Here is a 25,431-nt window from a genome sequence, read left to right as displayed (position 1 = left end):
TGAGAATCTAGTCGCGGTCGATTGAATCGACGAACACCAGACCGTCGATCGCACTTCCCGCCAGATAACGACACCACGCTCACTGAGCGTCCCGGCACCTTCGTACACCCTCAGGCTACTGGCTCCTATCGAACTTCGGCGAGAGGACAGACCGAAACCCGCACGATTACGCGACCTTCCCAGCGATTACTCGTGAGTGAACCCGGAGTCCGGATCATCGTCGGCGTTCCGGAACTCGTCCTCGTACCGTTCCCGTTCTTCAGTCTCGTCCGGGAGATCATAGTGAAGGTCCTGCACGCGAGGAGAAACGTCGCACCGCTGGGCAACCGCCTCCGCCGACACGCCCTGGTTCTTCTGGTCAGTAATGTACCCGGTGCGGATGTGGTGTGGTGCCCGGCTGCTCGGACACTTGAACGCGGAATTGTTCGTCTGAGCCGCTTCACACTCCTCAGGGTCCCGGTCGTGTGGGCACCCGAGCCCGACCGCGCACGGCCGCGTCCACATGTACGCGATCGTCTGCAGCGTCGAGGGACTGATCCGCCCGTCCCCTTTCGTCAACAACGGCTCGCGTCCCTCGTCGTCCACGGCCGCGGGACGTTTATTGGCGAGGTAGTCCTGAATGATCTCGGGAACAGCGCCGTAGAGAGTGACCTCACGTTCGCTTCCTTCGTCGTTCTTGAGCGGCGTCGCCGAGTCATGCTTGAACGTGAGTGTTCCCTCGTCGTAATCGAAATCATCCACGTTACGCCCACGTAGGCCGTTCTTGCGCGGACCGAACTGGCACATCAACTCCATGGCGACGTGCTCGACAGTAGCATACTCGTACTTCCGCAGATACTCCAGGGCAGCCTTCGCAATCTCCGGGTCCAGTTGTTTTTCATCCACCCCGTCACCGTTCTCGTATTCGGGTTCGGGAATATTGACGGACTTCTCGAAGCGAACCGGCGCCATCCGGTGCTCGATCAGATGCTGGATGGACTCACGGAAGAGATACATATCGTCCCGTAGTGTAGAGACCGATAACGGCTCCTCACGCGTCAACGATTCGTATTTCCGCCACGTATCGTACCGTTCGACATCTTCACTGGTGAGATCCTCCGTTGTTTCGACGCGTGCTTCCTCGGCAAGGTACGTCTGAAGGTAATCCAACTTCCGTTCGTACTGCCGGGTTGAGTCAACTTCCTCCAGTTTGTTCTCACGAAACTCGCGGAGAACCGCATCCATCGGTCGAGACTTCCGGGAGAGCTCCGGGAACGACTCCGACATCTCATCGACGATCGTTGAAGCGATCGCTTCGAGGAACTCCTCCGACGGGTCCTCGGAGAGTCGTTGTTTCAGGAACTCTTCGTCATCCACGGTGTCAGTCATTGGTCTGTTGTTTGGAATGGGGGTGCGTGCTGGCTCACTCGAAGTCGTCCAGTGATCGGTCGAAGCCGGGGCCGTCGCCGGTGTCCGCGAACGCATCGTCCGGGAAGATCTGGCGCATCCGGTAGCGGAAGAAGACCCGGCGGTACCGATCTCGCCGCTCCGGCGTCAAGTAGAAGTCCCGCACCGAGACTGGGTCTTTTGCGCCCTGTTCCTCCGCGAGGTTCGCGGCCATCTCCAGCAGATCAGTCTCCGCATCGGCCAGGACGTTGTAGTACAACGACCGGCCGTGTTTCGGGGTGGCGACGTCACCGTCGATGGTGACGTTGGCTCTTCGACAGAGATCTTTGAACTTCTCCCGCGCCTGCCTCCCACAGAGGAACGGCCGGCCGTCCTTCGGACTCGGGAAGAGATGCCCGTTCCAATCCGGCTGGCGAGCGCGTGTGTCGAGGAGACTCGCCACCGCGTCAAGCCCGAACAGGAGGCTGACCTCGCCGAGCCCGTTCTTCCGGTCACGTTCGTCGAAGCTGATCTTTGGGGGCTCCTGGTCGAACTGGAACTGCGTGACGTGCACGCGGGGAAGTTCGCTCGTTCGAACACCCCAGACACAGTACCCGATCACCAAGACGCGTTCTTCGTCCGTCTCAGCAGTAATCCAGAGTCGCTTGACTTGCTCCTCTGTCAGCGGCGTCGGCTCTGGGTCTACCGCCCACGTGAACTCCTCTTCGATGTCTTCCATCGGGTCGAACTCGATCCGGTCCGATCGTTCGAGCCATTCGAAGAACCGATGGGCGGCACGGACGAACTTCAGTGCGGACTCGTCGGACGCACACTCGTCACGGAGGCTGATCCCGATCTGCTTGAACGTCTCGTAGAGCTCTGTTTTCCGTTCCGGATCGTTTGCGTACGCGACGACCGCCGCGTCGCCGTACTCTTCGCTAAACCGCCGGAGGACGCTGTTGATCCGTGAACGGTTCGTTCGCTTTGTCGAGTATTCCCAATCACGACACGCGACGCGGTCGTCGAGATACGTTTTTGCGATCCCGATCGTTGCGACGTCGTCGATGTGCCACTCGTATCCTTCCTGGCCACCCGCGGAAGTGAGGAGCACGAAGAACTCCGGGGTACCCATATCGTGCTTCTCTCGGAGTATCCAGCGGAGATGTGAGTAGCCGTTCTCGGCTAGCCATTGAACCGTTGGGTAGTCCCGAGGTGAGTGCGGGTTGTCTTCCCGCCAGTCGTCGAGGATCTCTTCCCCGATGTCTTGGAGGGTTGTGAGGTCGTGTCCCCAGTCTCGATACTCGTCGGTATCGTCTGGGTTGTCTTTCGGTCGGTCCGTCATACCTCACCGTAATGGGTGCTGTATTAAACTTCTTGTTGAAAAACAAACATGTTATGAGAACAGAATTGTGACAGTCGAACAAATGTTCCCATCACAAATTTTCTAGAATGGCTTCGAGGGGGTGGTCCTGAACACCGATCGGCGGCTAATCTGATTCTCGCCAGTCCGTCGGAACTCGAATGACCGGGAAAGAGGCTGTCGAATAACGCAGTAGTAGTATTGCTTGCTACAACGCCACGCGGTCAGTGTTCGCGCCGGCGTTCGACTTCAGCAACGTACGCCGATCTCCCGTCAGCGTCGAGGAACTCCCAAACGTCCGGGAGTGGTGCTGTCTCCGGGGAGGCTGTCGCAGCGAGGCTGACGGCCGCTTCTGCAGTTTCCAGTGCACGGCGTAGCTCCCGAATATCGTCCGCAGTCAACGATTCGTCAGCGCCGATACGGCTCGCAGCCTGCTGGAACGCATCCCGCACAACAACCTCACCAGTATGCTCCAGTTTCGCCCGGAGAAGCTGCCGCCCGATCGACTCCCACGAATCAGTCCCAGCCACGGACGGGAGTGCGTCTTTCTCAGTCACAGTCGGTGTCATCGACGACATGCGGCTCACCAGTGACACGCCGGCCGTGCGTACTTTCTGGCACCCAGAGAGCATCGGACACACCGCCAGACAGCCGATGAGACCAGAGCCGACCTGCTCTGCCTGGTACCATCTCAACGAACGGGACCACTGATCGGGCCTCTGTGTTGGGGTTACGAAAATTCCATAACAGCAGCCAGAGCTATGTGCGAACTCAACTGAACCTTCCACTGAGTCATCGGCCCTGAGTCTGCTCACGTTCTTTTCTACGCCATCTGTAGAAGAGCCCGAAATACGTCGCTCAGTGGCGATTACAGGCGATTCCAACGGACAGGGCAATCTGAGTCCTGTGCGAGGGTTTATATTCACAAGTATCATCTACGGGGTTTGAACCGATGGTCGAATCAGAAAAGCAACCGCCGGCGGACCCGTTACCCTCACAGTTACGCCGTACTGTCTCCAGCAACGAGCAGTTCCAACTCCCTGTCGAATTCGTCGCCGAGGTCGGATTCCAGAGTCCGCGAGTCGATACGACACAAGGTGCGAAGACAGCATGGTACTACCACGAACGACACGACAAAGCAGTCCTGGCAAGCGATGCTGTAGACAGGCCCTCGTTGGAGTTCATCGGCACGAGTAGCCTCACAGGCGTTAGTAACGACGACATAGTAACTGGAGACGTCGACGCAGCCCGAGTAAAGATCATAACGGCGCTCCCCAGCCCACTGTACGAACGCCTAATAGCCGGGAGTGTCGTGCTGAAGCCGGTCTACGAAGGCCGGGATCCTGAGTTGAACGCGACGTGCGTGTCAGTGTACCCCGCCGAAGCGTACGACGATGGGAGCTTGCCGAACGTTGACCGTGAGCAGGACATCGTTGAAACCGACGATAGCAGGACGGAAGTACAGGTAACCCACGACCACCAGAATTCAGTCTAACTGGTTCTCCCAGTATCTGTCGTGTTCCCTCTACCTGCAGCGGTATCCTTCACTCACTTCATCGACAGTATCTTGGACGAATCCACCAGACTACTCATTCTGATTTACAAATTAGATACTGACACATCACTAGGCAAAAACGCGGTGCGGCGGCCGGTTACTCACACACGATTACCCACGGCCGATTACCTTGCCCAGTAAAACCACGAGACTGCGGCGGAAGCCTTCGATACTGATGGAAACATCCATGACGTCATCGTCTTTGAATGCCGTTGTGACGCTATCCTCAGCCAGCGCCGAGAACAGCGATCCAAAGGCTTTGTCGACGTTGGCGCGATTCAGTTCGTCGACGATGAGCCACTCGTTAGTCGGATTCCCGTCATCGTCTTGGAACCGGTCGAGGAAGACACCCGGCGAGAAATTCAGCCCCGATTGACCCTCAGGCTGATACCCGCCGATCGTGTCGAACGACGACCAGTCGGCAGTCGCAGTCACCATGGTCACGTTCGATTCGACGAGATGGCTAGCTACCTGCTTTGCCAGCTCACTTTTTCCCGTGCCAGGTGGGCCAACTAAGACGATATGCTGACCACCAGTCAGCGCTTGGGTCATCTGGCCGATGATCTCCGGAAGGACACCGTCATCCGGGTAGTAGAGCCCCTCAATATCGTCTTTGGTCGGGGGATTCTCGAATTCGTACTCCGGGACTGCCTCTGCGTATGTGCGACCGGCGTCGACGGCGCCGAGGATCGTCCAGGCGGCGTCTGACCCGAGTTCGCCGATCGTGACGTCTGCAAGGCCGGTTGCTGAGAACGGGTAGCTGTCTGGGCGGGTTGTTGCATCCGTATCCAGCAATTCACCGATAACCTCTCGGATACCGACGGGAGTGTCGAACCGGACGACGTCGACGGGGACTCGTCGATATCGGGTTCCGTTCCACGTCGTTTCAGTCGCGGGTTCTGACTGCCGTGAATAACCACGGAACTCGTCGTCGACGAGATGGATGAATAGCGCGTTTGCCGACAGTGTCCGTGGAGAAATATCGTGTCGATTGTCTTCCGGAATGTGAATTTGGCTATCGCCGAAGTCCCCGATATCTTGAGTGACGAGATAGATCTCTGGGGGCGTCTCTTGATCGAGAACGTCGACGATGTCCGATATGGCTGGAGGGTCTTGGAACTGAGCCCGTTCAGATTTGCCCTCGATGAAATCGCGGCCATCCGCACTGAGCGAATACGTCCCATCGGCAAGTTCCACGTAGCCAATCGACCGGAGATAATTCAGCCGCCGTGTGACCTGCTCCGATGTTTCCCAGTCAACTCCGATATCCTTGGCCAGAAACTCCCTGAGCTCCTCAGCGGTGGCTTCGTGTCGGAATAGCTCTTCGAGTACTTCTCGAAAGCCGACAATGGAACTGTCGAATGCCCCGAAATATGTCTCTGCATCAGCCCCCTCACCGAGCCATTTCCCGCCTTCGGTCCCGGGGCTAAGCCGCTCCCCGGTTTGAGCTAAGAGATCGATCCCGACGAGAAATCGGACCACTCGCGTGGCACGGGTGTCACCATCAAGTGAGAATTCATCCTCAATCCAATCGGTGAGCTCCTCGACAAGTGGCGATTCCGAGTCAACATACCTGAGGATCTCCTCAATCGACTCGGTTTGGCTATCGACGCCACCCGGAATTCGTTCGACGCTTTTTCGTGGAGCCATTGGTGGAGCGTTACTCAGTTACCCACGGCAGATCCTCAGAGGCCGTATCCGGCGTGACGACGACAAATTCATAGGGCTCATCGTGGTCGTCAGTCCGGTGTGTGATACTGTCGTGATCGGACTCTGCGTCATCCGTAAGGCCCGTGCAGAGTAGGATGGTCTGCCCATACTCCCCGTCTCCAGACCGTTTGAAATGGTCTTGGTACATCATCATCTCGTAGATGTCGTTGGGACGGGCCTGCCCGTGCACAATCTTATAGAGATTTGTAGGGCCATCCGCTTGCTCGTGGATGAGATCGATCTCGCCACCGTCGATCTCGGTTTCTGAACGGAGGCTATCTCCCGGCTTTGCAGACGATTCGATGTTCTCTATGAGTGCTTCAATCTCTGTTTGCTCAGATTCATCCTCATCGTCGTCGGTCTTGTCATCGTCATCCGTGCCGTCATCATCGCCATTACCCGATTCATCGTCGCCATCACTCGTGTCGTCACCGTCGTCGTCGCCCGTGTCGTCATCATCATCGTCACCCGTACCGCCATCGCCACCGCTTGACTCGTCGTCATCGCCCGTCTCATCATCGTCCCCGCCCGTGGTATCGTCATCACCTCCGGTGTCGTCATCATCTATTGTGTCGGTGTCGTCGTCGCCATCGTTCGTGCTACCACTGCCACCCCCATCGCCACCGCTTGACTCGTCGTCATCGTCGTCGCTATCAGAGTCGTATACCTTTCGCTGTGGCTTTCGAGAGTCGTCATCGAGCCACTCCCGTAGCTTCTGCCACAGCGACGATGTCTCATCGATCCCTGTCTTTTCGTTATTCGTCGGCACCTCATGCTCTTCTGCGGCAGGTTCGATGCGAATTACCCCATTGAATCGGTTTAGTGTCTGGTGCCGGTCGATCTCGAATGGCCATTCATTCGTGTTTAACACCCGCCCGTTTGCATAGACGTCAACCCCTGCATCATTCGTCGAAATTCGATAGCGATAGCGGAAATTATCGCTCCCCGGGGTCGTCACTGTGAAGTTGCGATCATCGGCGTCGACCGCCTCGCCCATTGCCTCGAGATCAATATTCCCATACTCATAGGAGACGTTGTATGTGACCCCGAGATCGTCGGTAAGCGTCGTCGTATCGTAGCCGTACTTCGCGTCTTCAGGAATGTCTAAGTCAGCGACTGCGGCTTCGAACTCCTCGAATGAATCGTAGTCGGCCATATCCGAGGGAGCAGACTCGACGGCATCGATGAACGCCATATTGACTGGCGGCACGTCGATCGTATCTTCCGACACAACTTCTTCGTCCGCGTCGATATCCCGATAGGTAATCGTAATCGAATTGTCCGGGTGTGCACCCAGCAGCCGCCGGAAGCGAATGCCGAGTACCAGCGCCACGTAGCTGGCTTTCATCGACATGCTCAATGCCTGTCGGGGCTCTGGTGAATCGCCAGAAGGCGTTTCGTTTCACTGTTTCACGGATCGCTTGATGTTGTGGACCGCACACATCAGGACGATCTCACGAAATTCGCGGTACCACGCTCGGGCACGCACCGCGTGGCCGAGCGTGCGCTTAATCGTCGAGAAGACGGTCTCAGACAGTGCTCTTTGGCCGTATAGAGACCCATCGATGCGCGCGTTATGCGCGCAATCGATGGGTCGGAACTCGCGGTGCTTGATCAGCGGTCTCACGCCCTCTTCGCGCAATTTCTTGCGCAATTGCTGCCAATCGTAGCCTTTGTCAGCGGCGAGGCTGGCAATCTCGCCCGCGTTGCGGCGGGCGAGTTGCCAGCCGATCTGCGTGTCGTGGCGCTTCTCAGTCGTACAGTGAACGTCGAGCACAGCTTGCGTTTTCGTATCAACGAGCGCAGTCGCTTTGAGCGTTTGAACGCGGTAATTCGTCCGGCGACAGTAGTGCTTGCTGGCAGTTTCGCGGTCGAAAAACGTCGCGTCCATTGCGGCGTGATCGGCGGTGTCGTGCAGCTGCGACGAAAGGCGCAGGAGCACCCGCCAGATCTTCATCTCTAACCTATCAAACGCCTTCACAAGCGTGGAGTGATGCGGGAGATCGCCCTCTTCGAGGCCGATCTCGGCCAAAATATGCGGCATCTCGCTCAAGAGATCAAGCGCTTCACGATACGGTTTCGCCAAGTAAATCCGGAGACAGTGAAGCGAAACGACGGCGTAGTCGGCGAAGCCGCCACCCCCTTCGGGGGCGGCGACTTCGCCTCGGCCACCAACAGCATTTTTAGCTAACGTCACAGTTTTGCGAGTGAAGCGGGAGATTTTCGACATAGGCATCGACAGTCTCCCGCTTCAACTCCTTTGAACTGACGACCTATCCCGCCGCAGTATAGCGATTCACCAGAGCCCACCAAACGAAAACCCGAGCTACCGACTCACTCTAGCGCACTCGCCGCCCGAACGATCGTCTCCTCGCCGTACTTCGGTCCGACCAGCTGCAGCCCGACCGGCAGGCCGTCGGCCTCCCCCGCCGGAACCGAGATCGCGGGCAGGTCCGCGAGGTTCACCGGCACCGTGTTCGCGTCGGCGAGGTACATCGTCCGCGGGTCCTCCAGCCCCTCGCCCAGTTCGAACGGCGGGACGGGCATCGTCGGCGACGCGAGTACGTCCGCCTCCTGCAGCGACTCGTCGAAGTCCTGCTTGATCCACTCCCGAGCGTCCTGCGCCTTGGCGTAGTACTTGTCGTGGTACCCGGCCGACAGCGCGAACGTCCCGAGCAGGATCCGACGCTTCACTTCGGGACCGAACCCCTCCTCGCGGGCGGTCGCGAACGCCTCGTTCCAGTTGCCAGCTTCCGAGAGGTCGTCGTAGTCGCCGGCCTCCACGGCGTTCAGCCCGTAGCGAGTGCCGTCGAAGCGCGCGAGGTTCGAGGAGGCCTCCGACATCGCGATCACGTAGTACGCCGCGACCGCCTTCTCGACGGAAGGCATCGACACCTCGACCGTCTCGGCGCCCTGCGCCTCGAGTTCGTCAATCGCGTCCCGGAACGTCTCGACGACGCCCTCGTCGGCGCCCTCGAGCAGTTCGTTCGGGATCCCGATCGTCATCCCCTCGACGTCGCCGTCCGCGGCCGCGGCGTAGTTCGACCCGTCACCCTCGTCGACGGTCGTCGCGTCGCGGTCGTCGGAACCAGCGATCACGTCCAGCAGCGCCGCGGCCTCCTCGACGGTCGGCGCGATCGGCCCGATCTGTTCCAGCGAGTTCGCGTAGGCCACCAGCCCGTAGCGGGAGACGAGCCCGTAGGTGGGCTTGATCCCGACGACGCCACAGAACGCCGCGGGCGCACGGACCGAGCCGCCCGTATCGCTCCCCAGCGCGAGGTCGGCCTCGCCCGCGGCGACAGCCGCCGCGGAGCCGCCGGAGGAGCCCCCCGGCACGCGGTCGGTGTCGACGGGGTTCAGCGTCGCGCCGAAGTGGGAGGTCTCGGTCGTCGTCCCCATCCCGAACTCGTCCATGTTTGCCTTGCCGTTGATCGTCGCGCCCGCCTCTTTCAGGCGCTCGACGACCGTGGCGTCGTAGGGGGGAACGTACCCCTCCAGCATCTTCGATCCGCAAGTGGTCTCGACGCCCTCGGTGGAGATGTTGTCTTTCACCGCGACGGTCTTGCCCGCGAGCGGGCCGTCGTCGGCGCCCTCGATGCGCTGCTCGGTGATGTAGGCGTTCAGCTCGGCCATTACGACACCCGCGGCCCCTTGAAGTAGCCGTCCTCCGTCTCGCTGGCGTTCTCGAGGGCCGCCTCCTGACTCAGGCCCTCCTCGACCTCGTCGGCCCGCATCACGTTCACGAGGTCGGGCTCGCTCTCGACTTCGGGCACCTCGTCCAAGGTTTCGAAGTCCGCGAGCACGTCCTCGAACTGCTCGGCGAACTGCTCGACCTCCTCGTCGGTCAGGTCCACCCGCGCGAGGTCCGCCACCTTCCGGACCTCCTCGCCGGTGACCGCCGGCTCGTCTCCGTCGCTCATACCGTTCGGTCGCCGCGGACCGGGAGTAAGGGTTTCGGTGAGCCCCGAGATCGACGCCAGAACGTCTTTCCGGGAACCGTTCGACAGCGGTGCTGTGAACCTCCCGTTCGCGACCGACACGCCGACGGACGACCGCTGGCTCCAGGCGTGGGCTGTCGGCTACGCGGCCGTCGGCGGCGCGTCGGTGCTCCTGCCGCTGTACGCGCTGAGCCTCGACGGCGGCGCCTTCCTCGTCGGACTGATGGCCTCGACCGCGGCCTTTGCGGGCGTCCCTGGCGCGATCCTGTGGGGGCGGATCGCCGGGCGGGCCGGGCGCCGACGCCCGTTCGTGCTGTTTGCGCTACTCGCGACGGCGGCGGTGCTGCTGGTGTCGCCGCTGCTCCGGAGCCCGGTCGCGCTGGTCGCCGCCAACGCCGCGCTCTGGTTCGCCGTCACCGCCGCCTCGCCCGTGCTGAACCTCGTCGTCGTCGAAGGGGTCGAGCAGTCGGCGTGGGACGGCCGGATCGCCCACCTGAACGCGCTGCAGGGCTGGGGCTGGCTGGTGGGGCTGGTCGTCGGCACCGTCTGGACCGCCGCCGCCCCGCGGTTGGGCTACACGGCCGTCTCGGCCCAGCGCACGCTCCTGACGGGGCTGGGGCTGCTCGCCGTCGCAGCGACGGTGCTGTTCGTGCGGTTCTACCCGGACGCGACCCACGTCTCCGAGAAGCGGTTCCTGCGTCGCTACCGCTCGCTGTCGCGGGAGAGCTGGCGCGGTGACCGCTTCCTCCGCGGCATCCCCTACGGTCCGAGTCGGATGTACTGGGCGCTGCGCTCACTGCGGTCGGGGCGGCTCTCCGAGCGCTTCGGCCGGCCGCTGCTCGGCTACTTCGCCGGGACGGCGCTGTTCTCGGCTGGCTTCGCCGTGTTCTGGGGGCCGATGCCCGCCCACCTCACCGACATCGGGTTCGACGACGGGGTCGTGTTCCTCTGCTTCCTCGCGAACACGCTCGGCGCGACGGTGTGTTACGATCCCGTGGGCCGGCTGATGGACCGCTACGCGGCCATGCGCCTGCAGGTGGGCTCGCTGGTCGTCCGTGCGGTGCTGTTCGTGGGCACGGCCGTCCTCGTCGGCGAGCTACTGGTCGGGAGCGCACTCGCGGCGATCGGCGTGACGTGGGCGGTGGTCGCGGTCACGACGACCGGGATCGTCGCGCGGCTGGCGGCGGAACGCGTCCGCGGCGAGGCGCTGGGACTGGTCGTCGCGATCACCGGGCTCGGCGGCGGCGTCGGGAACGCGGTCGGCGGCGCCGTCGCCGCGGCGACGACCCCGCTCGCGACGTTCGGGCTGGCGGCGGTGACCGTCCTCGTCGGCGGCGCGGTCGCTGCCGCCGCAGTCGTTCCGGCGCGAAACACCGCCTGACACCCGCTTTCGCGTCGGCGACGCTCTCGGACGCTCTCTTCTGCCGCAGAATCAGGGAGGAACGCCGAGTTCGGACCGACCGATCAGAGCCCGATCTCGCGACCGATCACGAGGTGCTGGATCTCGCTGGTCCCCTCGCCGATCTCCATCAGCTTCGCGTCGCGGTAGAAGCGCTGGGGCGCGAAGTCCTCCGTGTAGCCGTAGCCGCCGAGGGTCTGGACCGACTCCTCGGCGACCTCGCGGGCGGCCTCGCTAGCGTCGAGCTTCGCCAGCGCGGACTCGCGACTGACGGACTCGCCCTGATCGTACGCCCACGCCGCCTTGTGGGTCAACAGGCGGGCGCGCTCGATCTTGCGGTGCATGTCCACGACCTTGTCCCGGATCGCATCGAACTTCGAGATCGGTTGCCCGAACTGCTCGCGCTCGGTGGAGTAGTCGCGTGCGGCCTCGTAGGCGCCCTGTGCGAGCCCCGTCGAGAGCGCCGCGATGGAGATGCGGCCGCCGTCGAGGGTCTTCTTCGTCTGCTCCCAGCCCTCGCCCTCCTCGCCGAGCAGGCGGTCCTCCGGGACCCGCACGTCGTCGAGCTGGATCTCGCAGGTGGGCGAGCAGTTCAGCCCCATCTTCTCCCAGACGGTCGTCACCTCGAACCCGTCGTCGTTCTCTGGGTCGACGATGAACGTCGAGATGCCGTCGTACCCCTCGTCGGGGTCCGTGACCGCCTTCACGAGCACGCTGTTCGCGACGTTGGCGTTGGTGATGAACTGCTTCGTCCCGTTGAGCACGTACTCGTCGCCGTCTTTCTCGGCCATCGTGTCCATGTCGGAGGCGTCGGAGCCGCTGCCGGGCTCGGTGAGCGCCCACGCGCCCATCCCCTCACCCTCAGCGAGGGGCGTGAGCCACTCCTCCTTCTGGGCCTCGGTGCCGAACATCTCGATCGGCTTCGAGCCAAGCGAGACGTGGGCGGCGTAGGAGAGCCCGATCCCGCCGGAGACACGGCCCAGCTCTTCGGTCACCAGCGCGTACATGAGCTGGTCGCCGCCGAGCCCGCCGTACTCCATCGAGACGGGGACGCCCATCATGTCGAGCTCGCCCAGCTGCTCGAAGATCTCCTCGGGGAAACGGTGCTCGTTCTCGATCTCCTGTGCGATGGGTTCGATCTCCTCCTCACAGAACTCCCGGACCGTGTCACGGATCATCCGGTGCTCCTCGCTGTCGACGACGTCCAGCAGACCCTGCTCGCTCATGCACGGCCGTATGGGCGAAGCAGGCAAAAACCCCGCCGGTCCGTCGCCGCCGGGAAGTGGCACCGCGACCCACGGACTGCTACCACGGTGACGTGTACGTTTAACACCTGAGCGGCCGTTCAATCTCGCGTGCCCTCCGATCGGTCACGCGACGACGAGTCGGACAGCCGGACTGCCGTCGACGTGTCCGACCTCGATCAGGAAGCCCTCTACCGAACCGTGCGACAAGCCGTCCAAGACGCGATCCTCGACGCCGTCGGAACGATCGCGCTGGTCACCGTCGGCGGGGCACTGGCGTTCGTCGGGGGGAGCCTCCTCGTCCGAACCGCCACCGAGAGCGGGCTCTCGATCGGGTTTCTCACCGCCGGGATCTGGCTGCTCGCGATCGGTCTCTACGTCGTCGGCTCCTCCCTCGGCGTCGTCCAGCCGGTCCGCGACTGGCTCTGAGAGGTCGACATCCACCCTGTCGAGCCCGTTCAGGGGCTCGACGGACTCCGACTGTGCGCCAGCGTCGCTACTCGAACGGGAACGAACGTCGAATCGATCGCGAAAATCGAAAAACGAGCCCTCAGTCGGTGGTGAAGGAGCTCTCCACCCGTCTCAGGGCATGTGGATGCTCTCTTCGGCCTCCAGCAGCTCGTGGTAGCGGTTGCGGATCGTGACTTCGCTGATGTTCGCGACCTCGCTGACCTCGGACTGGGTCACCTTCTCGTTGGTGAGCAGCGAGGCGGCGTAGACGGCGGCGGCCGCGAGGCCGACCGGCGACTTGCCCGAGTGGACCTCCTGCTCTTTTGCGGTCTGCAGGAGCTGGCGCGCGCGGCGCTCGGCCTCGTCGGAGAGACCGAGGTCGCTCGCGAACCGGGGGACGTACTGCTCGGGGTCGGCGGGCTGGATCTCCAGCTTCAGTTCGCGGACCACGTAGCGGTAGGTTCGGGCGATCTCGTCCTTCTCGACGCGGGAGACGGCAGAGATCTCGTCGAGGCTTCGCGGCGTGCCGGCTTTCCGGGCGGCGGCGTAGAGGCTGGCCGTCGAGACGCCCTCGATCGAGCGTCCCGGCAGGAGATCCTCCGAGAGCGCACGTCGGTAGATGACGGAGGCGGTCTCGCGGACGTTCTCCGGGAGGCCGAGCGCCGAGGCCATGCGGTCGATCTCGCCGAGGGCCTGCTTGAGGTTGCGCTCCTTGGAGTCACGAGTCCGGAACCGCTCGTTCCAGGTCCGGAGCCGCTGCATCTTCTGTCGCTGGCTGGCGGAAAGCTGGTTGCCGTAGGCGTCCTTGTCCTGCCAGCCGATGTTGGTCGACAGCCCCTTGTCGTGCATCATGTTCGTCGTCGGGGCGCCGACGCGGGACTTCTCGTCCTTTTCGCGGGAGTCGAACGCGCGCCACTCGGGGCCGTGGTCGATGCTGTCCTCGTCGACCACGAGACCGCAGTCCTGACAGACCGTCTCGCCGTGTTCGGTGTCGGTCGCGAGGCTGCCGCCGCACTCGGGGCACTGTAGCTCGTCGACGGACTCCTGCTCCTCTTCGGTCTCTTCGTCGCTCTGTGCGGCCTCGGCACGCTCACTGGTGTACGCTTGTACTTTGTCGCTCATTGGGTGTGGGGGGAGAGACAGATGGGTCTGGACTGCAGTCGTCTCACTTTCGGATACCGTACGCACCCACTTAAATCTGCTGTCTGTTTTCTGGGCCGAGAGGACGGAGAGGAATCGGAAAGAACCGCTGAAACAGCCGAATTGTTCAGAATCCTCCCAGACGGGCAGAACGGCGGATGTGGCCGTCGACGGCTACTTGAGGGTTTCGTCGCGCTCAACCAAGGAGTTTATTGAGCGTTTCGCCCGGCAGGAACCGCCGATCGGCGCGGCGGCCGGGTCCCCGAAAGCTCAGTCCGTCCGGTTCACGTAGAAACTGGCGCGGAACAGGCTCCGGCCGTCCCACAGGATCCGCCCCGTCTCCGACTCGTCGACAGCGAAGCCGAGCCGCCGGAGCAGCGTCTCGAACGCGTCGGACGGCTCGCCGGTCTCTCGGTACGTCTCCCGTTCGATCGCGCGGTCCAGCAGCGTCCGGGCGTCCTCGGAGAGGTCGATCGCGCCGAGGTCGGCATCGACCGCCGAGCCCAGCACGACCTCCCGGAACGCCTCGCGGTCGTCGGCGACCGCGTTCGCGAGCGTGGTGTGTTCGGTCAGTGTGACCTGTTCGCGGTCCACGTGGATCCGGTAGGAGAGCTCCCCCTCCGCCGTCATCCTGACGACCCGCCCGTCCAGCTCGCCGACGAGCCGGCTCTCGCGTTCGGCCGGGCGAGCCATCACGTAGGCGTCGCCGCGGAGCAGCGACGCCGACGCCGACGCACCGTCGGTCACGACGTGGGAGTGGAGGATCTTCACCGTTCGCGCGCTGGGCTGCTCGAGGCTGTCGAGGAGCACCGCCTCCTCGGGCGCCTCCTCGACCGACTCGACCCGGACCAGCGGGCGCTCCAGCACCGCGCGGCCGCTGACGAACTGGTCGATCCGGTAGTACTGGCCGTCGTGTTCGACGTAGGCGCCCTCACTGATCGGCGTGTAGCCGTGAGTGACGTGCCGTCCAGTCGGGAGGATCGCGTCGAGGGCGGCCCGCGCCGGGTCGCCGAACAGTTCGTCCTCGGGCGGTTCGTACAGCGCCCACGGGACGGGCTCGGTCGCGATGCGCTGGATTTGCAGTGCGTACTTTCGGGACGTCTCGTCACTGAGCACGTCGCCCGAACAGCCGGCCAGCGCGGCCGCGACGGCGGCGCCGGCGAACTGGAGGGATCGTCTGCGAGAGACCATACCCACTGTGGTCGCCCGTCGAACTTGGAACTACTGACGCGAGACTACGGGCGAAAAACGAGCGACGGTCAGGCTTGCGCGGTCAGCGCGGTCGTGATACGGCTCTCCACGTCGTCTATTCGGGCCAACACGCGTGCCCCGTCAGCGAGCACGGGGTAGGTGGCGTCCATATCCCGGTAGAGGTAGCGGTACACCGACTCGCTGTCCCGTCGCTGCCAGCCGAACGTCACGCCCTCGTGAATCTGCACTTGGCGGCGGGAGAGCGCCGTCTCCAGCGATTCTCGTGTCTCGTCGAGCCGGTCGAAGCGCGCCCGCAGGTCCTCGAACGACTGCAGTCGGAGTCGATTCCCGTCCAACTCCGCACACCGGGTCGCAGCGTCGTCGAGCGCATCGCCCGCTCGATCGAGCCGCTGGCGCTCGGTGTCGAGCGTGTCGAGGTAGCGGTCCCGACGGGTGTGACTCTTTTTCGCACTCGCGATCACCGCACGCTTGACCTGCGGGGAAAGCGTGTCGTTCGCGACGACCGCGCCGGCGACGCCATCGCCGAACTCGTTTGCGAGGTTGACTGGCAACGACTCCCCGTAGTCGCGCTCGAAGTGCTCCACGTCCATCACCGTCTCGCGGTACGCATCCCGCACCTGTGCCATCCCGCCGGACTGCCTGTTGGCCGCGCCGACGACGCCGACCCCGCCGCCCTCGGCGGTCGAGGTCGGCCCGGCCGTCGAGAGCTCCTTCACCTGCGACGTGAACGACGACAGCGCGTCCTGCTCGGCGGTGATCGCCTCGTACTCCGCACGGATCGCCTCCTTCGCCGCCCGCACGTTCGCCCGCGGGGCGAACAACAGCCCGGTCGAGAGCCCCGCCCACAGCACCAGCGCGACGAGCGAGCCCGCGACCGCCTCGGCACAGCCGAGCGTGCCGCTACAGGCTGCTACCTCCTTCCCGATGTCTGGGGAGAAACCGTACGAAGCGGGCATTTGAGTGTGTGAACAACTGGCTCGGAGCTACTTCAAATGATCGCCGATTCTTCGGATCAGCAAACGGCGGCGGGATCGGTCCGCGAACCGACAGATCGAAGGCCACACCGGCGACAGTCCGAGACATGGTCAAGATGGTCGTGCTGCTGGTCCGGAAAGCGTCACTCGACTACGATGAGTTTCTGACCCACTGGGAGGAGGAACACGTCCCGCTGGTCGAGGAGCTCCCGGGCGTCGAGCGCTACGTCACTTCCCACCCGACGGAGCCCGAGAAGAGCGCCTACGACGGCGTCGCGGAGGTGTACTTCGAGGACATGGCGCAGCTCGGCGCCGCGTTCGACTCCGACGCCGGCAAGGCGCTGCTGGCCGACGCCGAAGAGTTCTCCGATCAGGAGGCGGGCGAGGTGCTGTACATGGATGAGGAGACGCAGTTCGTCGCAGAGTGAGAAACCGACTCACGGGGAGCGACCTGCCACGCAATCCGTTGTGCGGCCACGGAGCCCATGCCGTGATCGTGTAGAACCGACTCACGGCGAGCGACCCGCCGCGCAATCCGTTGTGCGGCTGTGGAGACTACCGTGGTTGTGTCGACCCCTCGACCGAACAACGAACACTCGATAGACGCGTCGCCTTACTTCTCACTCGACTCCGACTCACTGCCGTCGGCGGCCGACGACTCCCCCGCTTCCGACTCCCCGTCGCTCGCGGCGTCGGACTCGGCTGCCGACGCTCCGTCGCCGTCCTCGCCGTCAGCAGCCCCCTCGTCGGTGAGCGTCAGACCGTCGTCGAGGAGCGCCCCGAGGCCGTCGTCCCCGTCGTCGCCCGCGGGCGGCTCGGGCCGCGCGAGTGCGGGGGGCTCGTACACTACGACCAGCTCGTCGGCGACCGCGTAGAACAGCCCCGTGTCCGGGTTCTCGATAACCCCGGTGTCGGCGTCGATGGCGAAGTCGACCACGTCGCCCAGCGACTCCGCGTCGGCGCGGGCCCGGTCGTCGAACGCCGTGGAGAGGCGTGCCCGGACGACCCACTCGTCGAACTCCGCACGCTCCTCGCGGAACGCGAGCAGGTCGCGCTCGGCCTCGGAGAGGGTGAACGCGTTCTCACGCCATCCGGCGACGAGCGCCCCGACGCCGGCTACGCCGAGGACGAACAGGAGCGGGCCGCCGATCGACCAGAACGGGCCGTACTCGCGGGGCGTCCGGACCGTCCGCGTCGTGGTCACCGGCTCGGTTCCGGCCTCCGCGGGCCCGACCGAATACGTCTCGCCGCTGACGGCGATCGGCAGTCGGTGGGTGAACGAGCGGTTGGCCGGCTGCCCGTTCAGGCTCCCGGCGACCGTCGCGTCGATCGCGACGAACGTGGCGATCTCCCCCTGGGTGCCGCCGAGGCTCTCCTGAATCGTCGCCTGCCTGTCGGCGAGCGCCGTCGCGTTCACCGAGAACCCCAGGTCGACCGACTCACCCGGGGCAACCGACTCGGCGCTGGTCCCGTCGAGTGAAGTGCGGTCCGACCAGAACACTGTCCCCTCCGAAGTCGACTCGATCACGAGGGTTGCGTCGATGTCGATCGTCGCCGGCTCGGCGCCCGCCCCGGCGTACGTCAGCGTGTACTGGCCGTCGAGCACCGGCGCCGGCCCAGCGTAGTACGTCGAACGGTCCGAGAGCGTCGATCCGACGGGGAAGACGGGGTTCTCGCGGATCACGTCGGCGCTGTGCTGGAACGCGCCGTCGGCCCGCCAGTGGGTCCGCTCGACCTGCTCGGTCTCGGTCCCCGGGGCGACGTGGGCGGTGTACGCTGCGGCGCCCCCCACGACCGCGACTGCGACCAGTACGATGGTCAACACGGCGAACCACGACCCCACGATCGCGCGAGCCCGGAGCCTGCTCGTCCCCTCGGTCATGCCCATCCCTGCGGGATGACGTTACATAGAACTATTGGTCATCCGAAACGAACGTTACCGCGTCAGATAGCGGAGCAGCCGTCGCAAGCTCGACCGGCTGTGGCGGGAGCTCCGATCCCTGACCCGCACGCGCCGGCCGCCGAGCACCACGAGCCCCAACAGTGCGACGGACCCGGCAAGTCCGGCGTCGATCACGAGAATCGGGAGCCACGGGTGGACGTCGTACAGCGTATCGATTACCGGCCCGGGGAGCACCGCGAGGTACCGATGCTCGGTCACGAACCGGCGGTAGTACCCCGTCTCCGGGGGTGCCGACAGCGTCATCTCGACGGTAGCCTGCTCCCGGCCCCCCACCCGGACGCGGTCGGGCGAGACGGCCACCCCCTCGCTGCCCGGTTCGAGGTACGCCACGACCGGGACGAGCCCCCCGTTCGGGACGGTGTAGGGGAGCGTCGCCGACTCCCCCTGTCGGATCACGGTGGGGTTCTCGGAAGCGAACTCCGCGCTCACGACGCCGAACTGCTGGGTGCCGGCCGGGACCACCATCGCCGCCGTCGCCGACGCCACGAGCACCCCGGCCAGCACGGCGACGATCAGCCCCGGGGAGATCCCCTGATCGCGATCGCGGCTCCGGCTCCGGTCCCGGAGCTCGCCACCGCCCACGACCAGGTCGTAGAGGTACAGCAGCGCCGACAGCCCCAGCAGTACGTACGCGAGCCCTTGGGTGCCGAGAAACGCTCGCGAGCCGGTGAGCACGGCGAGCTGCTGTTGGACCGCGCCGAACGCGCTCTGTAGCCCGGTGACCAACGTCCCGAGGTTCGGGATCACTACCACGCTCCCGCCGATCTGGAGTGCCTTGGCGACGATCTGCCCCTCCTTCACCGGCGGCTCGTCGCCGTCCTGGTCGGTGAATGGGTTGGCGTCGCCCTGCGTGACGTACCCCCGTTCGGTCTCACCGACGACGCGGTGGGTCGTCAGCCCGCCGCCCTGCAGCTCCTCGGCGCGGAACACGATCACGTCGCCCTCCGCCACGTCGCCGGCGACGGCGTCGGGGATCGCGACGAACCCGTCACCCGGGTCGAGCGTCGGCTCCATGCTCCCGGTCTCGACATAGCCGAGCAGTACGGGCGTCCCAAGCACCTGCCCGAGTAGCAGCGACGCCACGACTAGCGCCACGGCCAGTTCGGCGCCGATCGTCAGGAACCGTCGGGGGGACACGAGTACGCGATGGGTGGAGTTAGTCTGACAAAAAGGCTCGGTCGGGACCGAGGACGCCGAGCGCGAGCGCGGTGTACGGGACGATGAAACCCAGACAGAACCCCAGCAGATGGACGTAGACGTTCACGATTCCGCTGTCGCCCACGAGGCTGTCGAAGCCGACGAACTGGTAGCCGAACAGCGTGACGACGCCGAGGACGCCGGCGTCGAGCCATCCGGCCTGCATGAGGCGAGGTCCCCAGCCGGCTCGGGGTTTCTCGGGCCACGACCCTCGGGCAGAGAGCACGTAGCCGGCGGCGACGACTACGCTCGCGGCGCCGATCCCGGTAATGGTTCCCGCCCGTGGAACGATCAACGCGATCAGCGCCACGACCGCGAAGAACAGCCCCGGCGCGTATCGCACGCTGATGCGGTCGTCCAACCGGCTCCCGTACGCGACTAGCACGAGCGCGAGGAGCCCGACGAACGCCATGTTCAGCCCCGAGAGCCCGTAGCTGACGGCGTTGCGAGGGAGCGCGAGGTTCAGCCACGACAGCGCCGGCGAGAACGCCACCAAGTACGTCGCCGCCGTGACGCCGAACACCCGCCGGTAGCCCGACAGCGCCGCGAGCACGTAGCCGAACCCCGCGACGAGCGCGTAGCCGAGCACGTTCGCGGCGAGGTGGGCGGCGTCGAAGTGGACGAACTGCGCGGTGTAGGCGGTCAGCAGCGACGGGTCACCGTACGCGAACGCGAGCGATCGCCGGCGCGCGACCGGCAGCGCGAAGACGGCGACGGCGATCGCCGGCACGAGCGCGAGTGCGATACAGTCCCGGAGCCGGACGGCGTCGCGTAGCGCCGCGAGAAACGAGTCGTCGTCCGGTCGGGCCATATGTCAACTGTCACGGTCGAACGGCAAAAGGCTGTCTGCCGGCAGTTCAGGGCTGTGGCGTCCGGCGAGCCAGCAGGAGTGTCGCGGCGACGATCACCAGGAGGCCCACCAGACCGGCCAGCGCGCGGAGCCCGAACCCGCTGGCCTCCCCGACGGGGGACTGCGTGGGCTGTGCCGTCGACGCCGCGGAGGCTGTCGCCGTCTCGCTCGGCACCGCCGTGGAACGCTCCTCGGCCACCACGCGGACCGTTCCGGCCTCGCTCCCGGCGACGGCCACGGCGTACTCGCCGGTCTCGTTCCGGACGATCGGGACCGATACCGTCTCGCGCTCGCCGGGCGGCACCGCGACCGTCCGCTCGGCGGCCACCGTGCCGTCGACAGTCACCCGGACGGTTCGCTCGCCGGCCAGCGTGCCGTCGTTCACGACGGCGGCGCTGACGGTAGCGGGCTCGCCGGGCGCGACGGCGTTCGTATCGAGGCTCGCGTCGGTCACCGAAAGCCGCGGGCGATCGACGGCGACGATGAACGTCGAGAACCCGGGTGTCACGGCCTCGAACGTCAGTCGGCCATCTCGTTCGCCGGTCGCCGTAACGGGGACTCTGGAGAGTTCGCCGTCGGAGTGGCGGTACACCGCGAGGTTCGCGGGATCGACGTTTTGGGCCCGGAAGTACGACGGCGGTGCGCTGAACCGCATCGTCGCGTTCGAGACGTTCCCGGAGCGGACGGTCATCCTGACCGCCCCCAACGGGTCGGCGCCGTCGTCGACTACCGACGACTGGGCCTCGCCGGCCTCTGTGGCCTCGGCGATCACCGAGAACGTCCGGTCCGGGCTCGTCACCGAGAGCCCGTCGAAGGTGAGAGCCTCGCCGTCGACGCGATCCAGCGGCAGTCTGCTGGTGTCGAAGTTGACGGGCTTTCCCGGCTCCGCGCTGAGAGAGGTGAACTTCCGCGAATCTCCGGAGGGGGCACTCGACAGGGTCGAAACGCCGTCGATCTCGTCGTCGTTTTCCTCCGCCTGCTCTTCGGGCTCGGCGACCCGGGCGTGGATCGTGATGTCGTCGACGAGGCCGTCGACGGCGCCGCCGGTAGTGTCGACGGTGAGGGAAATGGCGGCGGACTCGTTGGGGGCGAGGGTGACGTTGTTCTCCGGCGACTCGATCGGCTGGCCGTCGACGGCGAACGTCACCGCGTCCGAGCCGTGGGTCAGCCAGACGTCGGCGTACCGGGAGCCGTTGTATCGAACCCGGAACACGTCCCCGATCGTCGTCCGCCCGTCGGCGTTGACGCCCTCGCCGTCGATCGCCGGGTTCGACGGTGAGAGATCGACGACGAGCTCGTCGTCGCCGTCGAGGTACGCGTAGTCGCTGCTCGGGGCGAGCTCCACGTCGCTTCCGAGCTGGTCGGTCGGGCCGTCGAACAGTGGCGCAGCTGCCGACGGGAACGCGAGCGTTCCCGCGACGACGAACGCGATGGCGAGTGTGAGTGTTCGACGGTTCACTGTCGGACTCCGCGGTGGGAGGCGTGCGTTACCTCTACTTGAATACGAACTACCGTAGTATTGGCACGTCTGAGGCGGTTCAGGGTCGGCCTACGGGGCCGCAGTCCGTCGATCGTCTCCCCTCGTGATGGTTGGCAAATGGGTTCGACACGGCACCCCGTAATCGATAGAGTCCCAACAGGTGCTGAAGCAGCTCTCGATTAATGACTGAATTATGATATTCGTCAGACGCTTCCTGAAGCGCTGGATTACTACAACAAACCTCACCTGAACCGTCCGAGAACACCCATTCCCCGACATTATATCAAATTATAATTCTAGAATTGTATTAGGAAATATGTCTGGGTAGCCCCATATACCGCGTTTTCGCCCGAATTAGGTGAAGACAACTTAGTAACCGGTCTGTTAAACTATACATAGGGTTTATATGCTACTATGCTAACATTCTCTCTGTGTCATCCACAACTCCGCGCCAGCAGCAAGGGGAGGCTGCCGGCGACATGTCCCCGGGCTCGGTCGAGGAAGGAGAATCGCCGAGTCTCTCCGACGACGAGCTGTTCGAGGTGCTGTCGAACCGTCGTCGTCGGTACGCGGTTCACGCACTGGAGGCCACGGATGGTGCCGCAGAGATCGGTGACGTCGCCGAACAGGTGGCTGCCTGGGAGTACGATGTCGACGTCGAGGAGGTGTCCTACGAGGAGCGCAAGCGAGTGTATACGGCGCTCCAACAGTCCCATCTGCCGATGATGGACGACGCGGGAATCGTCGAGTTCAACAAGAACCGGGGGGTGGTCGAGCCGACCGACTCCCTCAACGATATCGAGGTGTACATGGAGGTCGTCCAGGGGAACGAGATCCCCTGGAGCGTCTACTACCTCGGGCTCTCCGGGGTCGCCGCCTCGCTCACGGCTGCGGTGTGGTTGGGGGCGTGGCCCTTCGCGCTCCTGCCCGACGCGGCGTGGGCCACCGCCATCACCGCGATGTTCACCGTCTCCGCGGTCGCTCACACGTACTATGCACGGGGCCAGCGCATCGGTGAAGTCGACAAACCGCCCGAGCTCAGGAAAGAATGAACACCCACCGCGCGGTCAGCGTCCTGCTGGCGGTCGTCGCCGCGACGATGCTCGTCACGGGCAGTTTCGGGTTCACGAGCGTCAGCGCTGAGCGCGGGGTGTCCGTCAACGTCGTCGAGTCCGAGGAGGCGTACGTGGGTGTCTCGGCCTGCGAGAAGAGTAACGGAAACGGCAACGGGACCGATCCGGTACGGGTGATGGTGACAAACCAGTTCAGCGAGGAGTTCACCGTCGAAGACGTCTCGTGGGGGGAGATGTCGAACCAACTGGTCTTGTCTCCCGGCGATTCGACGACGTTCAACAACGTGAAGCTCTCCGGTGACACGGTGACTATGGAGGTGACCGGTGGGATCGATGCTACCGTGACCACGCAGGTGAAGGAGAAGGGCGACTGCCCGAAGGAACTGAGGAAAAATAAGCACGTCAACGACGAAGGAGAGGAAGACGACGAAGGAGAGGAAGACGACGAAGGAGAGGAAGACGACGAAGGAGAGGAAGACGACGAAGGAGAGGAAGACGACGAAGGAGAGGAAGACGACGAAGGAGAGGAAGACGACGAAGGAGAGGAAGACGACGAAGGAGAGGAAGACGACGAAGGAGAGGAAGACGACGAAGGAGAGGAAGACGACGAAGGAGAGGAAGACGACGAAGGAGAGGAAGACGACGAAGGAGAGGAAGACGACGACTGAACTCCTAGTCGATCCGGAACCGCGCTCAGACGACGCCGTCCGCATCCAGCCGCTCGATCGTCGCCTCGCTGTACCCCAACTCCGCCAGTACCTCTTCGGTGTGCTCACCCAGCAACGGCGGGTGTCGCCGTGCGGTCGCCGCGTACTCCGAGAACTGCATCGGCGACCCCGGAAGCTCGATCTCGCCCGCCGTCGGGTGAGTGACGCGCTGCACCATCCCCCGCGCCTCGGCCTGCGGGTCATCGAACGCCTCCAGTACGTCCCGAATCCGGCCGACAGGGACGTCGTTGGTCCGGAGTAGGTCGACCACCTCGTCGACGCTGCGATCGGCGAACGCGTCGGTGAGGATCGACTCCAGTTCCTCCCGGTTGTCGACGCGTCTCTCGTTGGTCTCGAAGCGCGGATCGTCGACGAGGTCCGGCCGGTCAAGCGCCTCGCAGAGCCGGTACCAGATCGCCTGACTCGCACAGGCGACGACGACGTAGCCGTCCGCGGCCTCGAACGCCTGGTACGGCGCGATGTTGGGGTGGCGCGAGCCCATGCGCTCGGGCGGCTCGCCGGAGGCGAACGCGTCCGTCCCCATGTAGGAGAGCCAGCCCAGCAGGGCGTCGAACAGCGCCACGTCGATGCGGTCGCCGGTTTTCTCGGCGTCCGGCGCGCCTGCTCGGTCCGCGCCGCCGTCGAACTCCCGGCGGAACAGCGCCGCGAGCACCGACTGGGTGGCGTACATCCCCGCCGCGAGGTCGGCGACGGCGACGCCGACCCGCACCGGCGGCCGCCCCTCCTCGCCGGTGATGCTCATCATCCCGCCCTCGGCCTGCATCATCAGGTCGTACGCCGGGCGCTCGGCCTTCGGGCCGGTCTGTCCGTACCCCGTGATCGAGCAGTACACCAACCCGGGGTTCGATTCTCGGAGCGTCTCGTAGTCCAGTCCCCACTCGGCGGCTTTGCCGACACGGAAGTTCTCCAGCACGACGTCCGCCTCGCTCGCGAGGTCGCGGAACGCTTCCCGGCCGTCCTCGGTGGTGAGGTTCAGCGTGATCGAGCGCTTGTTCCGGTTGATGCTCGCGTAGTAGGAGGCAACGTCGTCGCCGAAGGCGGGCGGCGTCCAGTGGCGGGTCTGGTCGCCACCGTCGGGGCGTTCGACCTTGATCACGTCGGCGCCCAGATCGCCGAGCTGCATCCCGCAGAACGGGCCGGCGAGCACGCGCGAGGCGTCGAGTACGGTGACGCCCTCCAGCGGTCCGGTCGGGTCCTCGGTCATACCCCGACCCGGGCGGGCCAGCATCTTAGTGGTTCCCACCCGGCGCCGTCCCGGCTCACTCCTCGCCGCCGGCGAGTCAGTCCGGAAGTTCGGTCAGACCGCCGTCGATGTGGAGGTACCGCCCGCCGTATCGACCGATTCCACCGTCCGCGTCACGGTCGTCGCCCACGTGGGTCAGCGCGTCGACGGGCACGTCGAGTTCGGCCGCGACCGCGGCGAACGCTCGGCGGTCCGGCTTCCGCCAGCCAATCTCGACGCTCGTTACCACCGCATCGAACTGGTCGAGCAACCCCACACGGCCGAGGACGCGACGGACCAGCCCCGGCATCGAGCAGTTCGAGAACAGGCCCACGGACTCGTCAGCCTCGATCCCGCGGCTCGACAGCGCCCCGCGGGCGTGGGCGGGCAGCGACACACCGGCGCCGGCCGGCGAGTCGAGGTTCGACTCGGTGTACGCCTCCCCCAGTCCGCGGGGACCGTGACGCCGCGGGTCCGCAACTGTTCAGCGACAGCCTCGGCGGGGTCCGAGGGGCGCGGGGCGGCGACGAGCGTGCCGAAGCAGTCGAACGAGACAGCGCGCATCACTCCA

At 64.7% G+C, this 25,431-nt stretch carries 23 protein-coding genes and 1 pseudogene; 6 read left to right on the top strand and 18 right to left on the bottom strand.

The window, feature by feature from the left end; all coding sequences use genetic code 11:
• Positions 1 to 186: 186 nt before the first annotated feature.
• From BN1959_RS06860 to BN1959_RS06850, 3 genes are all read right to left on the bottom strand, one after another.
• Positions 187 to 1,356, bottom strand: coding sequence for a site-specific integrase (locus BN1959_RS06860; protein ID WP_154018234.1), 1,170 nt, complete (start codon positions 1,354 to 1,356; stop codon positions 187 to 189).
• Between the two features lie 46 nt (positions 1,357 to 1,402).
• Positions 1,403 to 2,707 carry a hypothetical protein gene (locus BN1959_RS06855; protein ID WP_053947949.1) on the bottom strand — a complete coding sequence of 435 codons (1,305 nt, stop codon included), beginning with the start codon at positions 2,705 to 2,707 and terminating at the stop codon, positions 1,403 to 1,405.
• Between the two features lie 242 nt (positions 2,708 to 2,949).
• Entirely contained in the window at positions 2,950 to 3,282 is a 333-nt protein-coding gene (locus BN1959_RS06850) for a hypothetical protein (protein ID WP_154018233.1), read from the bottom strand.
• Positions 3,283 to 3,677: 395 nt separating this feature from the next.
• Between BN1959_RS06850 and BN1959_RS06845 the strand changes: the two genes are divergently transcribed.
• Positions 3,678 to 4,220: a hypothetical protein gene (locus BN1959_RS06845; RefSeq protein WP_053947948.1), complete on the top strand. Its 543-nt coding sequence runs from the start codon at positions 3,678 to 3,680 to the stop codon at positions 4,218 to 4,220.
• 171 nt (positions 4,221 to 4,391) lie between these two features.
• Here BN1959_RS06845 and BN1959_RS06840 read toward each other — a convergent pair whose 3' ends face one another.
• From BN1959_RS06840 to gatC, 5 genes are all read right to left on the bottom strand, one after another.
• Positions 4,392 to 5,930 carry an AAA family ATPase gene (locus tag BN1959_RS06840; RefSeq protein ID WP_053947947.1) on the bottom strand — a complete coding sequence of 513 codons (1,539 nt, stop codon included), beginning with the start codon at positions 5,928 to 5,930 and terminating at the stop codon, positions 4,392 to 4,394.
• A 10-nt stretch (positions 5,931 to 5,940) separates the two neighbouring features.
• Complete coding sequence (locus BN1959_RS06835) at positions 5,941 to 7,344, bottom strand: hypothetical protein (RefSeq protein ID WP_053947946.1); 1,404 nt, start codon at positions 7,342 to 7,344, stop codon at positions 5,941 to 5,943.
• Between the two features lie 48 nt (positions 7,345 to 7,392).
• Positions 7,393 to 8,220 (bottom strand): IS5 family transposase, encoded by an 828-nt coding sequence (locus tag BN1959_RS06830; RefSeq protein WP_053947945.1) that lies wholly within the window; start codon positions 8,218 to 8,220, stop codon positions 7,393 to 7,395.
• Between the two features lie 104 nt (positions 8,221 to 8,324).
• Entirely contained in the window at positions 8,325 to 9,623 is a 1,299-nt protein-coding gene (gatA, locus tag BN1959_RS06825) for an Asp-tRNA(Asn)/Glu-tRNA(Gln) amidotransferase subunit GatA (RefSeq protein WP_053947944.1), read from the bottom strand.
• Entirely contained in the window at positions 9,623 to 9,910 is a 288-nt protein-coding gene (gene gatC, locus BN1959_RS06820) for an Asp-tRNA(Asn)/Glu-tRNA(Gln) amidotransferase subunit GatC (RefSeq protein WP_053947943.1), read from the bottom strand. Before gatC ends, gatA begins: the two co-directional genes overlap by 1 nt.
• 94 nt (positions 9,911 to 10,004) lie before the next feature.
• Here gatC and BN1959_RS06815 point away from each other — a divergent pair, with 94 nt between their 5' ends.
• Positions 10,005 to 11,309 (top strand): MFS transporter, encoded by a 1,305-nt coding sequence (locus tag BN1959_RS06815; RefSeq protein ID WP_053947942.1) that lies wholly within the window; start codon positions 10,005 to 10,007, stop codon positions 11,307 to 11,309.
• Between the two features lie 83 nt (positions 11,310 to 11,392).
• Here the strand turns inward: BN1959_RS06815 and BN1959_RS06810 are convergent, their stop codons facing one another.
• Positions 11,393 to 12,553 carry an acyl-CoA dehydrogenase family protein gene (locus BN1959_RS06810; RefSeq protein WP_053947941.1) on the bottom strand — a complete coding sequence of 387 codons (1,161 nt, stop codon included), beginning with the start codon at positions 12,551 to 12,553 and terminating at the stop codon, positions 11,393 to 11,395.
• 129 nt (positions 12,554 to 12,682) lie between these two features.
• Between BN1959_RS06810 and BN1959_RS06805 the strand changes: the two genes are divergently transcribed.
• Complete coding sequence (locus tag BN1959_RS06805) at positions 12,683 to 13,000, top strand: hypothetical protein (RefSeq protein ID WP_053947940.1); 318 nt, start codon at positions 12,683 to 12,685, stop codon at positions 12,998 to 13,000.
• Positions 13,001 to 13,153: 153 nt separating this feature from the next.
• On the opposite strand, the gene BN1959_RS06800 is transcribed toward BN1959_RS06805, so the two are convergent.
• From BN1959_RS06800 to BN1959_RS06790, 3 genes are all read right to left on the bottom strand, one after another.
• Positions 13,154 to 14,143 carry a transcription initiation factor IIB gene (locus tag BN1959_RS06800; protein ID WP_053947939.1) on the bottom strand — a complete coding sequence of 330 codons (990 nt, stop codon included), beginning with the start codon at positions 14,141 to 14,143 and terminating at the stop codon, positions 13,154 to 13,156.
• A 288-nt stretch (positions 14,144 to 14,431) separates the two neighbouring features.
• A complete protein-coding gene (locus BN1959_RS06795) occupies positions 14,432 to 15,352 on the bottom strand; it encodes a hypothetical protein (protein WP_053947938.1) in 921 nt (306 codons plus the stop codon).
• A 68-nt stretch (positions 15,353 to 15,420) separates the two neighbouring features.
• The gene (locus BN1959_RS06790) at positions 15,421 to 16,329 is read right to left on the bottom strand and encodes a DUF7260 family protein (protein ID WP_053947937.1); all 909 of its coding nucleotides are present in this window, start codon (positions 16,327 to 16,329) and stop codon (positions 15,421 to 15,423) included.
• A gap of 125 nt (positions 16,330 to 16,454) precedes the next feature.
• Here BN1959_RS06790 and BN1959_RS06785 point away from each other — a divergent pair, with 125 nt between their 5' ends.
• Complete coding sequence (locus BN1959_RS06785; RefSeq protein WP_053947936.1) at positions 16,455 to 16,775, top strand: EthD family reductase; 321 nt, start codon at positions 16,455 to 16,457, stop codon at positions 16,773 to 16,775.
• A gap of 185 nt (positions 16,776 to 16,960) precedes the next feature.
• Here the strand turns inward: BN1959_RS06785 and BN1959_RS06780 are convergent, their stop codons facing one another.
• The 4 genes from BN1959_RS06780 to BN1959_RS06765 are packed head-to-tail and all read right to left on the bottom strand — an operon-like array spanning position 16,961 to position 21,816.
• Positions 16,961 to 18,229: a DUF5305 domain-containing protein gene (locus BN1959_RS06780; protein ID WP_154018232.1), complete on the bottom strand. Its 1,269-nt coding sequence runs from the start codon at positions 18,227 to 18,229 to the stop codon at positions 16,961 to 16,963.
• A 54-nt stretch (positions 18,230 to 18,283) separates the two neighbouring features.
• Positions 18,284 to 19,447, bottom strand: coding sequence for a signal peptidase I (locus tag BN1959_RS06775; RefSeq protein ID WP_053947934.1), 1,164 nt, complete (start codon positions 19,445 to 19,447; stop codon positions 18,284 to 18,286).
• 19 nt (positions 19,448 to 19,466) lie between these two features.
• The gene (locus BN1959_RS06770) at positions 19,467 to 20,318 is read right to left on the bottom strand and encodes a hypothetical protein (RefSeq protein WP_053947933.1); all 852 of its coding nucleotides are present in this window, start codon (positions 20,316 to 20,318) and stop codon (positions 19,467 to 19,469) included.
• A gap of 46 nt (positions 20,319 to 20,364) precedes the next feature.
• Positions 20,365 to 21,816, bottom strand: a complete 1,452-nt coding sequence (locus BN1959_RS06765) for a PGF-pre-PGF domain-containing protein (protein ID WP_053947932.1) — start codon at positions 21,814 to 21,816, stop codon at positions 20,365 to 20,367.
• A 500-nt stretch (positions 21,817 to 22,316) separates the two neighbouring features.
• Here BN1959_RS06765 and BN1959_RS06760 point away from each other — a divergent pair, with 500 nt between their 5' ends.
• Positions 22,317 to 22,889 carry a DUF7344 domain-containing protein gene (locus BN1959_RS06760; RefSeq protein ID WP_053947931.1) on the top strand — a complete coding sequence of 191 codons (573 nt, stop codon included), beginning with the start codon at positions 22,317 to 22,319 and terminating at the stop codon, positions 22,887 to 22,889.
• Positions 22,886 to 23,578, top strand: a complete 693-nt coding sequence (locus tag BN1959_RS14695; RefSeq protein WP_053947930.1) for a hypothetical protein — start codon at positions 22,886 to 22,888, stop codon at positions 23,576 to 23,578. Before BN1959_RS06760 ends, BN1959_RS14695 begins: the two co-directional genes overlap by 4 nt.
• A 25-nt stretch (positions 23,579 to 23,603) precedes the next feature.
• Here BN1959_RS14695 and BN1959_RS06750 read toward each other — a convergent pair whose 3' ends face one another.
• Together BN1959_RS06750 and BN1959_RS06745 are read right to left on the bottom strand one after the other, a co-directional pair.
• Positions 23,604 to 24,842: a CaiB/BaiF CoA transferase family protein gene (locus tag BN1959_RS06750; RefSeq protein ID WP_079978625.1), complete on the bottom strand. Its 1,239-nt coding sequence runs from the start codon at positions 24,840 to 24,842 to the stop codon at positions 23,604 to 23,606.
• Positions 24,843 to 24,918: 76 nt separating this feature from the next.
• Positions 24,919 to 25,424, bottom strand: a pseudogene (locus tag BN1959_RS06745) (HAD family hydrolase).
• Between the last annotated feature and the right edge of the window lie 7 nt (positions 25,425 to 25,431).

It is taken from the genome of Halolamina sediminis, from assembly GCF_001282785.1.
GTDB lineage: Archaea > Halobacteriota > Halobacteria > Halobacteriales > Haloferacaceae > Halolamina > Halolamina sediminis.
The sequence above is the reverse complement of the archived record's forward strand: the minus strand, read 5'-3'. Positions and strand labels throughout refer to the sequence as shown.

Bases quoted from the DNA above. Each gene is read 5' to 3' on its own strand.
- BN1959_RS06855 (WP_053947949.1), bottom strand. From the start codon at position 2,707: ATGACGGACCGACCGAAAGACAACCCAGACGATACCGACGAGTATCGA.
- BN1959_RS06845 (WP_053947948.1), top strand. From the start codon at position 3,678: ATGGTCGAATCAGAAAAGCAACCGCCGGCGGACCCGTTACCCTCACAG.
- BN1959_RS06840 (WP_053947947.1), bottom strand. From the start codon at position 5,930: ATGGCTCCACGAAAAAGCGTCGAACGAATTCCGGGTGGCGTCGATAGC.
- BN1959_RS06835 (WP_053947946.1), bottom strand. From the start codon at position 7,344: ATGTCGATGAAAGCCAGCTACGTGGCGCTGGTACTCGGCATTCGCTTC.
- BN1959_RS06830 (WP_053947945.1), bottom strand. From the start codon at position 8,220: ATGTCGAAAATCTCCCGCTTCACTCGCAAAACTGTGACGTTAGCTAAA.
- gatA (WP_053947944.1), bottom strand. From the start codon at position 9,623: ATGGCCGAGCTGAACGCCTACATCACCGAGCAGCGCATCGAGGGCGCC.
- gatC (WP_053947943.1), bottom strand. From the start codon at position 9,910: ATGAGCGACGGAGACGAGCCGGCGGTCACCGGCGAGGAGGTCCGGAAG.
- BN1959_RS06810 (WP_053947941.1), bottom strand. From the start codon at position 12,553: ATGAGCGAGCAGGGTCTGCTGGACGTCGTCGACAGCGAGGAGCACCGG.
- BN1959_RS06800 (WP_053947939.1), bottom strand. From the start codon at position 14,143: ATGAGCGACAAAGTACAAGCGTACACCAGTGAGCGTGCCGAGGCCGCA.
- BN1959_RS06795 (WP_053947938.1), bottom strand. From the start codon at position 15,352: ATGGTCTCTCGCAGACGATCCCTCCAGTTCGCCGGCGCCGCCGTCGCG.
- BN1959_RS06790 (WP_053947937.1), bottom strand. From the start codon at position 16,329: ATGCCCGCTTCGTACGGTTTCTCCCCAGACATCGGGAAGGAGGTAGCA.
- BN1959_RS06785 (WP_053947936.1), top strand. From the start codon at position 16,455: ATGGTCAAGATGGTCGTGCTGCTGGTCCGGAAAGCGTCACTCGACTAC.
- BN1959_RS06780 (WP_154018232.1), bottom strand. From the start codon at position 18,229: ATGACCGAGGGGACGAGCAGGCTCCGGGCTCGCGCGATCGTGGGGTCG.
- BN1959_RS06770 (WP_053947933.1), bottom strand. From the start codon at position 20,318: ATGGCCCGACCGGACGACGACTCGTTTCTCGCGGCGCTACGCGACGCC.
- BN1959_RS06760 (WP_053947931.1), top strand. From the start codon at position 22,317: ATGTCCCCGGGCTCGGTCGAGGAAGGAGAATCGCCGAGTCTCTCCGAC.
- BN1959_RS14695 (WP_053947930.1), top strand. From the start codon at position 22,886: ATGAACACCCACCGCGCGGTCAGCGTCCTGCTGGCGGTCGTCGCCGCG.
- BN1959_RS06750 (WP_079978625.1), bottom strand. From the start codon at position 24,842: ATGACCGAGGACCCGACCGGACCGCTGGAGGGCGTCACCGTACTCGAC.